At 73.9% G+C, this 11996-nt stretch carries 16 protein-coding genes; 15 read left to right on the forward strand and 1 reads right to left on the reverse strand.

The features are described 5' to 3' along the window. From ACFY61_RS01305 to hisF, 5 genes are read left to right on the forward strand one after another with little or no spacing between them, the layout of a single operon-like run. The gene (locus ACFY61_RS01305) at positions 1–168 is read left to right on the forward strand and encodes a hypothetical protein (RefSeq protein ID WP_389465328.1); all 168 of its coding nucleotides are present in this window, start codon (positions 1–3) and stop codon (positions 166–168) included. Next, positions 165–803, forward strand: a complete 639-nt coding sequence (hisH, locus tag ACFY61_RS01310) for an imidazole glycerol phosphate synthase subunit HisH (protein WP_389465330.1) — start codon at positions 165–167, stop codon at positions 801–803. Before ACFY61_RS01305 ends, hisH begins: the two co-directional genes overlap by 4 nt. Beyond that, on the forward strand, positions 803–1531 hold the full coding sequence (gene priA, locus ACFY61_RS01315) for a bifunctional 1-(5-phosphoribosyl)-5-((5-phosphoribosylamino)methylideneamino)imidazole-4-carboxamide isomerase/phosphoribosylanthranilate isomerase PriA (RefSeq protein ID WP_389465332.1): 729 nt from the start codon (positions 803–805) through the stop codon (positions 1529–1531). The genes hisH and priA overlap by 1 nt, the downstream gene beginning before the upstream one ends. Beyond that, positions 1528–1935, forward strand: a complete 408-nt coding sequence (locus ACFY61_RS01320) for a RidA family protein (protein WP_389465335.1) — start codon at positions 1528–1530, stop codon at positions 1933–1935. The genes priA and ACFY61_RS01320 overlap by 4 nt, the downstream gene beginning before the upstream one ends. Then, positions 1932–2687, forward strand: a complete 756-nt coding sequence (hisF, locus tag ACFY61_RS01325) for an imidazole glycerol phosphate synthase subunit HisF (RefSeq protein WP_389465339.1) — start codon at positions 1932–1934, stop codon at positions 2685–2687. The genes ACFY61_RS01320 and hisF overlap by 4 nt, the downstream gene beginning before the upstream one ends. Before the next feature lie 614 nt (positions 2688–3301). Here hisF and ACFY61_RS01330 read toward each other — a convergent pair. After that, a complete protein-coding gene (locus tag ACFY61_RS01330) occupies positions 3302–3934 on the reverse strand; it encodes a TIGR03085 family metal-binding protein (RefSeq protein WP_389465342.1) in 633 nt (210 codons plus the stop codon). A 105-nt stretch (positions 3935–4039) separates the two neighbouring features. Here ACFY61_RS01330 and hisI point away from each other — a divergent pair, with 105 nt between their 5' ends. The 10 genes from hisI (at position 4040) to ACFY61_RS01380 (ending at position 11987) form a co-directional block, all read left to right on the forward strand. After that, positions 4040–4408, forward strand: a complete 369-nt coding sequence (gene hisI / locus ACFY61_RS01335; RefSeq protein WP_389465344.1) for a phosphoribosyl-AMP cyclohydrolase — start codon at positions 4040–4042, stop codon at positions 4406–4408. An 11-nt stretch (positions 4409–4419) separates the two neighbouring features. After that, positions 4420–5910: an anthranilate synthase component I gene (locus ACFY61_RS01340; RefSeq protein WP_389465346.1), complete on the forward strand. Its 1491-nt coding sequence runs from the start codon at positions 4420–4422 to the stop codon at positions 5908–5910. A 14-nt stretch (positions 5911–5924) separates the two neighbouring features. After that, entirely contained in the window at positions 5925–6602 is a 678-nt protein-coding gene (locus ACFY61_RS01345; RefSeq protein WP_389465347.1) for a TIGR02234 family membrane protein, read from the forward strand. An 80-nt stretch (positions 6603–6682) separates the two neighbouring features. Next, positions 6683–6922: an HGxxPAAW family protein gene (locus ACFY61_RS01350; protein WP_389465350.1), complete on the forward strand. Its 240-nt coding sequence runs from the start codon at positions 6683–6685 to the stop codon at positions 6920–6922. 297 nt (positions 6923–7219) lie between these two features. Then, on the forward strand, positions 7220–7678 hold the full coding sequence (locus ACFY61_RS01355) for a DUF2752 domain-containing protein (protein WP_389465352.1): 459 nt from the start codon (positions 7220–7222) through the stop codon (positions 7676–7678). Between the two features lie 142 nt (positions 7679–7820). Beyond that, positions 7821–8630 (forward strand): indole-3-glycerol phosphate synthase TrpC, encoded by an 810-nt coding sequence (gene trpC, locus ACFY61_RS01360; protein WP_389465355.1) that lies wholly within the window; start codon positions 7821–7823, stop codon positions 8628–8630. 10 nt (positions 8631–8640) lie between these two features. Next, complete coding sequence (trpM, locus tag ACFY61_RS01365; RefSeq protein WP_389465358.1) at positions 8641–8853, forward strand: tryptophan biosynthesis modulator TrpM; 213 nt, start codon at positions 8641–8643, stop codon at positions 8851–8853. 200 nt (positions 8854–9053) lie between these two features. After that, the gene (gene trpB, locus ACFY61_RS01370) at positions 9054–10313 is read left to right on the forward strand and encodes a tryptophan synthase subunit beta (RefSeq protein WP_389465360.1); all 1260 of its coding nucleotides are present in this window, start codon (positions 9054–9056) and stop codon (positions 10311–10313) included. Next, a complete protein-coding gene (trpA, locus tag ACFY61_RS01375) occupies positions 10310–11128 on the forward strand; it encodes a tryptophan synthase subunit alpha (protein WP_389465362.1) in 819 nt (272 codons plus the stop codon). Before trpB ends, trpA begins: the two co-directional genes overlap by 4 nt. 64 nt (positions 11129–11192) lie before the next feature. Further along, entirely contained in the window at positions 11193–11987 is a 795-nt protein-coding gene (locus tag ACFY61_RS01380) for a DsbA family protein (protein ID WP_389465364.1), read from the forward strand. The last annotated feature ends 9 nt before the right edge of the window (positions 11988–11996 follow it).

Here is an 11996-nt window from a genome sequence, read left to right on the forward strand (position 1 = left end):
GTGAACGGTCTGTCGACCATCCTGATCGTCGTCGGCCTCTTCCTGGCCGGCGGCGTCTACTCGTTCCAGAAGCAGCAGATGCCCAAGTCGGTCGTCGTGCTGCTCGCCATCGGCTCCGTGATGTGCCTGGTCGCCGGAGTCCTGCGGATCCAAGGAATCTGGGAATGAGCAAGAAGAACGTCGTCGTCCTCGACTACGGCTTCGGCAACGTCCGCTCCGCCGAGCGGGCGCTCGCCAGGGTCGGCGCGGACGTCGAGATCACCAACGACTACGACAAGGCCATGGACGCCGACGGCCTCCTGGTCCCCGGCGTCGGCGCCTTCTCCGCCTGCATGCAGGGGCTGAAGTCGGTCCGCGGCGACTGGATCATCGGCCGCCGGCTCTCCGGCGGCCGCCCCGTCATGGGCATCTGCGTCGGCATGCAGATCCTCTTCGAGCGCGGCATCGAGCACGGGGTGGAGACCGAGGGCCTGGACGAATGGCCCGGCACGGTCGAACCGCTGAAGGCCCCGGTCGTCCCCCACATGGGCTGGAACACCGTGGACGCCCCCGCCGACAGCCGGGCCTTCGCCGGGCTGGACGCCGACGCCCGCTTCTACTTCGTCCACTCCTACGCCGTGCGCGAGTGGACCCTCGAAGTCGGCAACCCGAACATCCGCGCCCCCAAGGTCACCTGGGCCACCCACGGCGAGCCCTTCGTCGCCGCCGTAGAGAACGCCGCCCTGTGGGCCACCCAGTTCCACCCGGAGAAGTCCGGCGACGCGGGCGCCCAGCTCCTCACCAACTGGATCGAGACCCTGTGATGGCGAACAAGCTCGAACTCCTCCCCGCGGTGGACGTCCGCGACGGCCAGGCGGTCCGCCTCGTGCACGGCGAGTCCGGCACGGAGACCTCGTACGGCTCCCCGCTCCAGGCGGCCCTCGCCTGGCAGGCCGCCGGCGCCGAGTGGCTGCACCTGGTCGACCTCGACGCCGCGTTCGGCACCGGCGACAACCGCGACCTCGTCGCCGAGATCACCCGCGCCATGGACATCAAGGTCGAGCTGTCCGGCGGCATCCGCGACGACGCCTCCCTGGCCAAGGCGCTGGCCACCGGCTGCACCCGGGTCAACCTGGGCACCGCCGCCCTGGAGACCCCCGAGTGGGTCGCCAAGGTCATCGCCGAGCACGGCGACAAGATCGCCGTCGGCCTCGACGTCGTCGGCACCACCCTCAAGGGCCGCGGCTGGACCAGCGAGGGCGGCGACCTCTACGAGACCCTGGCCCGGCTCGACTCCGAAGGCTGCGCCCGCTACGTGGTCACCGACATCGGCAAGGACGGCACGCTGACCGGCCCCAACCTGGAGCTGCTGAAGAACGTCTGCGCCGCCACCGACAAGCCGGTCGTCGCCTCCGGCGGCGTCTCCTCGCTGGACGACCTCCGCGCGCTGTCCGGCCTCGTCGCGGACGGCGTCGAGGGCGCGATCGTCGGCAAGGCGCTGTACGCCAAGGCGTTCACCCTCCAGGAGGCGCTGGAGGTGGTCTCCGCATGAGCGAGCGCGCGAACGAGGTCAGGCGCATCAGCTCCGGCGGCCCGTGGGAGGACGTGATCGGCTGCTCCCGCGCCGTCGAGCTCCCCAACGGCATGGTGCTGGTCTCCGGCTGCACCGCGGTGGTCGACGGGGCGGTGGCCTACGGCAACCCGTACGACCAGACCGTCAACGCGTTCGAGGTGGCGCTGAAGGCCCTGGCCCAGGTCGGCCTGGGCGCGGAGCACGTGGTCCGCACCCGCATGTACCTGACCCACGCGCGGGACGTCGACGAGGTGGGCCGCGCCCACAAGGAGCTCTTCGACACCGCCCGCCCGGCCACGACGATGGTCATCGTCGACGGCCTGGTCGACCCCAACCTCGTCGTCGAGGTCGAGGTCGAGGCCTACCGAGGAGGCACGGCATGACCCTGGCCGTACGCGTGATCCCCTGCCTGGACGTGGACAACGGCCGGGTGGTCAAGGGCGTCAACTTCCGGAACCTGCGCGACGCGGGCGACCCGGTCGAGATGGCCAAGCTGTACGACGCCGAGGGCGCCGACGAGCTGACCTTCCTCGACATCACGGCGTCCTCCGGCAACCGGGAGACCACCTACGACGTGGTGCGCCGCACCGCGGAGCAGGTCTTCATCCCGCTGACCGTGGGCGGCGGCGTCCGCACCGCCGACGACGTGGACCGCCTGCTCCGGGCCGGCGCGGACAAGGTCGGGGTCAACACGGCCGCGATCGCCCGCCCGGAACTGATCCGGGAGATCGCGGAGCGCTTCGGCCGCCAGGTCCTCGTCCTCTCGGTCGACGCCCGCCGGACCGCCTCCGGCACCTTCGAGGTCACCACGCACGGCGGCCGCAAGGGCACCGGCATCGACGCGGTCGAGTGGGCGCACCGGGCGGCGGAGCTCGGCGCGGGCGAGATCCTGCTCAACTCGATGGACGCGGACGGCACGAAGGACGGCTACGACATCGAGATGATCGCCGCCGTCCGCAAGCACGTCACCGTGCCGGTGATCGCCTCCGGCGGCGCCGGCAAGCTGGCGGACTTCCCGCCGGCGGTGGCGGCGGGGGCGGACGCGGTGCTGGCGGCGTCGGTCTTCCACTTCGGCGACCTCCGCATCGGCGAGGTCAAAACCGCCCTCCGCGACTCCGGCCACCCCGTCCGCTGACCCCCGCCCCGCCGGGCCGCGCACCAAGCCGGAGCGGCGTTTGAGCGGGCTCGGGCGGAGCCCCGGGCATCTGGCGGGGCCGGGGCCGCGCATCCAGCCCGAGCGGCGTTTGAGCGGGCACCGGCGGAGCTGTAGCTGCGCGGCCGGTGCTCCGCCCGGGCACACGGGGCTCCGCCCCGTACCCCGCGCCTCAATCGCCGGCGGGGCTGGGTTTCGCGCCCGGAGCCGGCCTGCGGGGCCGCGCTGCGCCGGGCCTTCCAGCCTGAGCGGCGATTGAGCGGGCCTGGGCGGAGCCCCGGGGCACCTGGCGGGGCCGCGCATCCAGCCCGAGCGGCGTTTGAGCGGGCCTCGGCGGAGCTGTAGCTGTGCGGTCGGTGCTCCGCCCGGGCACACGGGGCTCTGCCCCGTACCCCGCGCCTCAATCGCCGGCGGGGCTGGGTTTCCCGCCCGGAGCCGGCTCGCGGGGCCGCGCTGCGCCGGGCCTTCCAGCCTGAGCGGCGATTGAGCGGGCCTGGGCGGAGCCCCCGGGCACCTGGCGGGGCACCGGGCAGGCGGGGCCGGGCAGCCGGGGCCGGGCAGGCGGGGTGCCGGCGGGGGCCCCGGGCGGGCTGGGGTCAGATGCCGAGGTTCGCTGCCGTGAGGGCAGCCACCGCTTCGGCGGGCCCCTCCAGCTGAACCCCCGCCGACGCCTGCCGCCCGAAGCAGAACAGCGTCAGCTCCCCCGGCTCGCCCGTCACCGTCACCACCGGCGTCCCCTTGTGCGCGATCGCCGTCCGCCCGTCGGGTCGGCGCAGGACCAGTCCCACCGGCGAGCGCCGCCCGGTCAGCCGGGCCAGTTTCTCCAGGCGGAACCACAGCGCGTCGGAGAAGACCGGGTCCAGCTCCCGCGGCGTCCAGTCCGGCTGGGCCCGCCGCACGTCCTCCGCGTGGACGTAGAACTCCACCGCGTTCGCCGCCTCGTCGACCTGCTTCAGCGAGTACACCGAGAACTTCGGCGGCCCCGTCCGGATCAGCTGGATCAGCTCCTCGTACGGCTTGGCCGCGTACTCCGCCATCGCCTGGTCCAGCCGGCCCTTCAGCACGTTCAGCAGCAGGCCGCCCACCGCGTCCGGACGCCGCTCCCGCACGACGACATGGGCGGCCAGCTCACGACAGGTCCAGCCCTCGCAGAGGGTCGGCGCCTCCGGCCCGGCGGCCTCCAAGAGGTCCGCCAGCAGCAGTCGTTCACGCTTCGCATGGGTAGACATGCCGGCAAGCCTACGGCCGCGTCCGCCCCCGCACCCGCCCCCGGGCCCGCCCATCAGGCGGACAGCCGCCCGTACCGGCCGCCCGGGCGCGGCACAATGTCCCGCATGACCAGCACGCCCCGACCCGGCAACCTCGATCCGGCCATCGCCGCCCGCCTCAAGCGGTCCGCCGACGGCCTGGTGCCCGCCATCGCCCAGCAGTACGACACCGGTGAGGTGCTCATGCTCGGCTGGATGGACGACGAGGCCCTGCACCGCACCCTCACCACCGGCCGCTGCACCTACTGGTCCCGCAGCCGCCAGGAGTACTGGGTCAAGGGGGACACCTCCGGACACGTCCAGCACGTGAAGTCCGTGGCCCTCGACTGCGACGCCGACACCGTCCTCGTCAAGGTGGACCAGGTCGGCGCCGCCTGCCACACCGGCGCCCGGACCTGCTTCGACGCCGACGTTCTGCCGCTCTCGCACAGGTAAGGTCCCAGGCCATGGATCTCGAGACGTTCCGCAAGCTCGCCGCTGACCGGCGTGTCATCCCCGTCAGCCGCAAGCTGCTCGCCGACGGGGACACCCCCGTCGGGCTCTACCGGAAGCTGGCCGCCGAACGCCCGGGCACCTTCCTGCTGGAGTCCGCGGAGAACGGCCGCTCCTGGTCCCGCTACTCCTTCGTCGGCGTACGCTCCGACGCCACCCTCACCGTCCGCGACGGCCGGGCGCACTGGATCGGCACCCCTCCGGTCGGCGTGCCCACCGACGGCGACCCGCTGGAAGCCCTCCGCCGCACCGTCGAGACCCTCCACACCCCCCGCGACCTCGCCGCGGGCATGCCGCCCTTCACCGGCGGCATGGTCGGCTACCTCGGCTACGACATCGTCCGCCGCCTCGAACGCATCGGCGAGCACGCGCGGGACGACCTGCACCTCCCCGAGCTGACCATGCTGCTCACCTCCGACCTGGCGGTCATGGACCACTGGGACGGCACGGTCCTGCTCATCGCCAACGCCATCAACCACAACGACCTCGACACCGGTGTGGACGAGGCCTACGCCGACGCCGTGGCCCGGCTCGACGCCATGGAGGCGGACCTCGCCCGCCCCGCCCCCTACACCCCGACCCCGCTGCCCGCCTCCGAGCTGCCCGGGTTCACCGCCCTGTGGGGCGGCGAGAAGTACCAGGCGGCCGTCGAGGACATCAAGGAGCGGATCCGGGCCGGCGAGGCCTTCCAGGTGGTGCCCTCGCAGCGCTTCGAGACCCCGTGCGCGGCGAGCGCCCTCGACGTCTACCGGGTCCTGCGCGCCACCAACCCGTCGCCGTACATGTACCTCTTCCGGTTCGAGAACGGCTTCGACGTGGTCGGCTCCAGCCCGGAGGCCCTCGTCAAGGTCGAGGACGGCCGGGCCATGGTGCACCCCATCGCCGGCACCCGGCACCGTGGCGCCACCCCGCAGGAGGACCACGACCTCGCCGAGGAGCTCCTCGCCGACCCCAAGGAGCGCGCCGAGCACCTCATGCTCGTCGACCTCGGCCGCAACGACCTCGGCCGGGTGTGCGAACCGGGCTCCGTGGAGGTCGTCGACTTCATGTCGATCGAGCGCTACTCCCACGTGATGCACATCGTGTCCACGGTCACCGGGCGGGTCGCCGAGGGCAAGACCGCCTTCGACGTGCTCACCGCCTGCTTCCCGGCCGGCACCCTGTCCGGCGCGCCCAAGCCGCGCGCCATGCAGATCATCGAGGAGCTGGAACCCTCCCGCCGCGGCCTGTACGGCGGCTGCGTCGGCTACCTGGACTTCGCCGGGGACTCCGACACCGCCATCGCCATCCGCACCGCCCTCCTCCGCGACGGCACGGCGTACGTGCAGGCGGGGGCCGGCGTGGTGGCCGACTCGCGGCCCGCCGCGGAGGACGAGGAGTGCCGCAACAAGGCCGCCGCCGTGCTGCGGGCGGTGGGAGCGGCCAACCGCCTCCACTCCCGCTGAGGCCGTAGGGGATAGTGGGGTACGTGAGTGCCGTACCCCAGCCCCCCAGCGACGCCGGTCCCACCGCCGGGCCGGCCGTCGGACCCGACGCCGCGAAGCCCGCGTCCGCCCGTGCCGGCCGTCGCAGTGTCGCGGCCGCGCTGCTGCTCGGCGCCCTCGGCGCCACCGTCGTCCTGCTGGCCTCCGGCCGCACCTGGGCCCGCGGCACCACCGCGGTGGCCGGCGGCACGATGCCGCTGACCGCCGACGGCCGGGCCGTCACCGGGGTGCCCGCCGCCCTCGCCATCGTGGGCCTGGCCGCCCTGGTGGCCGTGTTCGCCGTACGCGGCAGGGGCCGGCTGGTGGTGTCCGGGCTGCTGGCGGCGAGCGGCCTGGGTGCCGCCGTGGCCGCGGTGGCCGGGGCCGCGGACCGCACGGCGCTGGCCGACCAGGCCGCCCGTACGACGGCCGACACCGCCGCCCAGGTCGCCGGCCTCACCCATACGGCCTGGCCGTACGTCACCGCCGCCGGCGCCGTGCTCATACTCGCCGCGGGGCTGCTCGCCCTGCGGTACGGACGGGCCTGGCCGGCCATGGGCGGCCGCTACGAGCGGGACGGCGGCCCCCGGGCCCCGCGGCGGGCCGCCGTGGACCCGGACCGGCCCGAGGACCTGTGGAAGGCGCTGGACCGGGGCGAGGACCCGACCCGCTGAAGACCGCCACCTCCGGGTGCGGAAGAATGTTTTCCGAGCGTTCGACACAGCACGTTCGACAGAGCAACGAGGAGCAACTCATGGCGGGCAGCAGCCACGGACACACCCCGGCCGCCTGGACCGGTGTCACCATCGCCTTCATCGGCTTCTGCGTCTCCGGCGCGTTCATGGTCCTGGCCAACCCGCTCGGGTTCTGGGCCGGCATGGTCGTCGTCGCGATCGGCGGCGTCGTCGGCATGGCGATGAAGGCCGCGGGCATGGGTGCGGCGAAGCCCGCGCACGACGACCTGGCCAAGGTCATCGCGGCCCGCTCCGCCTGACCGAAGCACCCGAGCGAGCGATCAAGGGCGCAGCCCCCACCCGGGCTGCGCCCTCCGCGTCGGCGCGAGCAGGCGCCCGGCCCCCCGGTGTGGGCAGGCGTGCCGCCCCGGTGTGGGCAGGCGTCCCGCAGGGCGTGGGGGTCCCCCGGACGGAGTCCGGGGGAGGGTGGGCGCACCGGGACACCCCCGCGCAGCGCTCGTCCCCCCGCCCAGCCGCACAAGGCCCGGCGCCGGGCCCCGCCCACGCCCAGCCGTGTCCCCGCCCCCCGCCCACCCCGGCCGGGCGAGAATCCAGCCATGGACGCACCACCGCCCCCGGCCGCACCCGCGCCGGGCCCACCGGCCCCGCCGCCCGCCACCCGCGCCCGCCGCCTCGCCGCGCCCCTGGCGACCGCCGCCGGAACCCTCGCCGCGTTCGCCTACGTAGCCGCCGTGGACCCCAACGAGCCCGGTCACTACCCCGTGTGCCCCCTGCTGCGGCTGACCGGCCTGCTCTGCCCCGGCTGCGGCGGACTCCGCAGCGCCCACGCGTTCGCCCACGGCGATCTCGCCGCCGCCCTCGGCGACAACGCCCTCGCGGTCGCCGGCTACTTCCTCTTCGCCGCCTTCCTGCTGCTGTGGCTGCTCCGCGCGTACCGCGGCCGGCCCGCCCCCCGCCCGGCCGCCGGCCCTCCGTACTGGTGGGCGGCGGGCGCGCTGGTACTCGCGTTCACGGTGTTCCGGAACCTGCCCGCGGGGGCCGCGCTGGCCCCCTGACCTCCGCCGGAAGCGGGACCCGCGGGTGTCCAGGTACTGGGACGGCGTCAACCGCGTGCGGAGCGCGAGGCCCGCTGCGGATACCATTTGAGTGCTGACCTTGAACGAACCAGCATGACCGACCCGGAAGGGGGCCGCTCGCGTGAGTGTGCTCGACGAGATCATCGAAGGGGTCCGCGAAGACCTTGCCGAACGGCAGGCTCGCGTCAGCCTCGACGAGCTCAAGGAGCGTGCCGCCAAGGCGCCCCAGGCCAAGGACGGCGTCGCGGCCCTGCGCGGCGACGGCGTCAAGGTGATCTGCGAGGTCAAGCGGTCCAGCCCCTCCAAGGGCGCGCTGGCCGCGATCGCCGACCCGGCGGGGCTCGCCGCGGACTACGAGGCGGGCGGTGCCGCGGTCATCTCCGTGCTCACCGAGCAGCGCCGCTTCGGCGGATCCCTCGCCGACCTGGAGGCCGTCCGCGCCCGCGTCGACGTCCCGATCCTGCGCAAGGACTTCATCGTCACCGCGTACCAGCTGTGGGAGGCGCGCGCCTACGGCGCCGACCTCGCCCTGCTGATCGTGGCGGCCCTGGAGCAGGAGGCCCTGGTCTCCCTCATCGAGCGCGCCGAGTCCATCGGGCTGACCCCGCTGGTCGAGGTCCACGACGAGGAAGAGGTCGAGCGGGCCGTCGCCGCCGGCGCCAAGATCATCGGCGTGAACGCGCGCAACCTGAAGGACCTCAAGGTGGACCGCTCCACCTTCGAGCGGGTCGCCCCCGAGATCCCGGCCGGCATCGTCAAGGTGGCCGAGTCCGGCATCCGCGGGCCCCACGACCTGATCGCCTACGCCAACGAGGGCGCCGACGCCGTGCTCGTCGGCGAGTCCCTGGTGACCGGCCGCGACCCGAAGGCCGCCGTCGCCGACCTCGTCGCCGCCGGCGCCCACCCCGCCCTCCGGCACGGCCGGAGCTGACGGACACGCCATGACCACCGCCCGCCCCGCCGCCGCCCGCACCCGGCCGAGCCCGCGCTCGGCCGCCGTGCCCGCGGCGTACGCGCCGCTGGCCCGCGGCTGCCGCCCGCGCGGCTGCCGGGCCCCCGCGCGCCGGGTGCACGGGCGGCGGGTCCGCTATGTGATCGGCTCCGAACCGGGCCAGGTCAACGGCATGCGATGGCGCCGCGGAGGCGCGCTGTAGGCACGCCGCGGCACGGCACGCGCATCCGCGCGGCACCGTGCGGCGCAGGCGTGCCGCCGGCCACCGCCGCGGGGCCACCCGGCCCCGCCCGCGGTACGGCCGCTCCGCCCGGCACCGGCCGCCCCCAGCGGGGCGCGCCCGGCGCGGGCCGAGGGCGCAATACGGTGAAACCAACCGTCGCTTCCACAGGAGTACTGGCCATGTCCAGCGAGTCCAGCGAGCAGTTCTTCGTTCCCGACCCCGAGGGGCGCGTGCCCGACGCCCGGGGCTATTTCGGCGACTTCGGCGGCAAGTTCATCCCGGAGGCCCTCGTGGCCGCCGTGGACGAGGTCGCCGTGGAGTACGACAAGGCCAAGGACGACCCGGCCTTCGCCACCGAGCTCAACGACCTGCTCGTCAACTACACGGGCCGCCCCAGCGCCCTCACCGAGGTGCCGCGGTTCGCCGAGCACGCGGGCGGCGCCCGGATCTTCCTCAAGCGCGAGGACCTGAACCACACCGGCTCCCACAAGATCAACAACGTGCTGGGCCAGGCGCTGCTCACCAAGCGCATGGGCAAGACCCGCGTCATCGCCGAGACCGGCGCCGGCCAGCACGGCGTGGCCACCGCCACCGCCTGCGCCCTCTTCGGCCTCGACTGCACCATCTACATGGGCGAGATCGACACTCAGCGGCAGGCCCTCAACGTGGCCCGCATGCGCATGCTGGGCGCCGAGGTCATCGCCGTGAAGTCCGGCTCCCGCACCCTGAAGGACGCGATCAACGAGGCGTTCCGCGACTGGGTCGCCAACGTCGACCGCACCCACTACCTGTTCGGCACGGTCGCCGGCCCGCACCCCTTCCCCGCCATGGTCCGCGACTTCCACCGGGTCATCGGCGTCGAGGCCCGCCGCCAGATCCTGGAGCGCGCCGGCCGCCTGCCCGACGCCGTCGCCGCCTGCGTCGGCGGCGGCTCCAACGCCATCGGCCTGTTCCACGCCTTCGTCCCGGACGCCGGCGTCCGCCTGGTCGGCTTCGAACCGGCCGGCCACGGTGTCGAGACCGGCGAGCACGCGGCCACCCTCACCGCCGGCGAGCCCGGCATCCTGCACGGCTCCCGCTCCTACGTCCTCCAGGACGAGGAGGGCCAGATCACCGAGCCGTACTCGATCTCCGCCGGCCTGGACTACCCCGGCATCGGCCCCGAGCACGCCTACCTGAAGGACAGCGGCCGCGGCGAGTACCGCGCCGTCACCGACGACGCGGCCATGCAGGCGCTGCGGCTGCTCTCCCGCACGGAGGGCATCATCCCGGCCATCGAGTCGGCGCACGCCCTCGCCGGCGCGATCGACCTCGGCCGGGAACTGGGCGGGGACGGGCTGCTGATCGTCAACCTCTCCGGCCGCGGGGACAAGGACATGGACACCGCCGCCCGCTACTTCGGGCTGTACGACGACAAGGCCGACGGGGAGTCGAAGTGACCACTGGCAACATCCAGCTGCTGAGCGACACCCTCGCCAAGGCCAGGTCGGAGGACCGGGCGGCCCTCGTCGCCTACCTCCCGGCCGGCTTCCCGACCGTGGACGGCGGCATCGAGGCGGTCAAGGCCGTCCTCGCCGGCGGCGCCGACGTCGTCGAGGTCGGCCTGCCGCACTCCGACCCGGTCCTCGACGGCCCGGTCATCCAGACCGCCGACGACATCGCGCTCCGGGGCGGCGTGAAGATCGCCGACGTGATGCGCACCGTGCGCGAGGCCCACGAGGCCACCGGGGCCCCGATCCTCGTCATGACCTACTGGAACCCCATCGACCGCTACGGCGTCGAGCGGTTCGCACAGGAGCTGGCAGCGGCCGGCGGTGCCGGCTGCATCCTGCCCGACCTGCCGGTCCAGGAGTCCGCGCTGTGGCGTGAGCACGCCGACAAGCACGGCCTGGCCACCGTGTTCGTGGTCGCCCCGTCCAGCAAGGACGAGCGGCTCGCCACCATCACCGGCGCCGGCAGCGGCTTCGTCTACGCCGCCTCGCTGATGGGCGTCACCGGCACCCGCGAGTCGGTCGGCGCGCAGGCCCAGGACCTGGTCGAACGCACCCGCCGGACCACCGACCTCCCGGTCTGCGTGGGCCTGGGCGTCTCCAACGCCGTACAGGCCAAGGAGGTCGCCGGCTTCGCCGACGGCGTCATCGTCGGCTCGGCCTTCGTGAAGCTGATGCTGGACGCGCCGGACCAGCAGGCCGGCCTGTCCGCCGTACGGGCGCTGGCGGGCGAGCTCGCGGAAGGCGTCCGCAGGGTTCCGTAACCCGATCGGGTGGAATGGACGGCGGGGAGGCACTGGGGTGCCTCCCCGCTTCGTTTGGCGGAACGTGAGCGAGAACAACGACGGTGCGAACCGCGAAGCGAATCGATCGGCCCGCGAACGGCTCCAGGCGGAGCGGGACCGGCAGAAAACCCGGGACAAGCGCCGGCGGACCGTCCTCGTGGCCGCCGCGGTCGCCGGTGTCCTCGGGCTGGCGGCCGTCGTCGGGGTGATCGCCGCCAACACCGGCAAGGACGGCGGCAAGTCCACCGCGGGTCCCGTCGTCGCGCCGTCCGGCGCGGTCGGCAAGGACGCCCTCGCCATCCAGACCGGGAAGGACTCCGCGAAGTCCACGCTCACGGTGTGGGAGGACTTCCGCTGCCCCGCCTGCAAGTCCTTCGAGGACGCCTACCGCACGACCATCCACGAGCTGGAGGCCAAGGGCCAGCTCAAGGTCGAGTACCACCTGGTCACGCTGATCGACAACAACATGGGCGGCAGCGGCTCCCTGAAGTCCGCCAACGCCGCCGCCTGCGCGCAGGACGCCGGCAAGTTCTCCGCGTACCACGACGTGCTCTTCGTCAACCAGCCCGAGGAGGTCGACGACGCCTACGGCAAGGACGCCCGGCTGCTTGAGCTGGCCGGCCAGGTCCCGGGCCTGGACACCCCCGCGTTCCGGGCGTGCGTGGCGGACGGCACGCACAACAGCTGGGTGGCCAAGTCGTACGACGCCTTCCGCGCGGGCAACTTCCGGGGCACCCCGACCGTGCAGCTGAACGGCCAGGACATCTTCGCCGACCAGGCCAACCCGCTGACCCCGCAGAAGCTGAAGGAGAAGGTCGAGGCGGCGGCGAAGGGCTGAGGGGAGCCG

The sequence above is a fragment of the Streptomyces sp. NPDC012888 genome (assembly GCF_042900645.1).
Lineage (GTDB): Bacteria > Actinomycetota > Actinomycetes > Streptomycetales > Streptomycetaceae > Streptomyces.

Bases quoted from the DNA above. Each gene is read 5' to 3' on its own strand.
- trpM (WP_389465358.1), top strand. From the start codon at position 8,641: ATGACCACCGCCCGCCCCGCCGCCGCCCGCACCCGGCCGAGCCCGCGC.
- ACFY61_RS01355 (WP_389465352.1), top strand. From the start codon at position 7,220: ATGGACGCACCACCGCCCCCGGCCGCACCCGCGCCGGGCCCACCGGCC.
- ACFY61_RS01340 (WP_389465346.1), top strand. From the start codon at position 4,420: ATGGATCTCGAGACGTTCCGCAAGCTCGCCGCTGACCGGCGTGTCATC.
- hisH (WP_389465330.1), top strand. From the start codon at position 165: ATGAGCAAGAAGAACGTCGTCGTCCTCGACTACGGCTTCGGCAACGTC.
- ACFY61_RS01350 (WP_389465350.1), top strand. From the start codon at position 6,683: ATGGCGGGCAGCAGCCACGGACACACCCCGGCCGCCTGGACCGGTGTC.
- hisI (WP_389465344.1), top strand. From the start codon at position 4,040: ATGACCAGCACGCCCCGACCCGGCAACCTCGATCCGGCCATCGCCGCC.
- trpB (WP_389465360.1), top strand. From the start codon at position 9,054: ATGTCCAGCGAGTCCAGCGAGCAGTTCTTCGTTCCCGACCCCGAGGGG.
- hisF (WP_389465339.1), top strand. From the start codon at position 1,932: ATGACCCTGGCCGTACGCGTGATCCCCTGCCTGGACGTGGACAACGGC.
- ACFY61_RS01320 (WP_389465335.1), top strand. From the start codon at position 1,528: ATGAGCGAGCGCGCGAACGAGGTCAGGCGCATCAGCTCCGGCGGCCCG.
- priA (WP_389465332.1), top strand. From the start codon at position 803: ATGGCGAACAAGCTCGAACTCCTCCCCGCGGTGGACGTCCGCGACGGC.
- ACFY61_RS01330 (WP_389465342.1), bottom strand. From the start codon at position 3,934: ATGTCTACCCATGCGAAGCGTGAACGACTGCTGCTGGCGGACCTCTTG.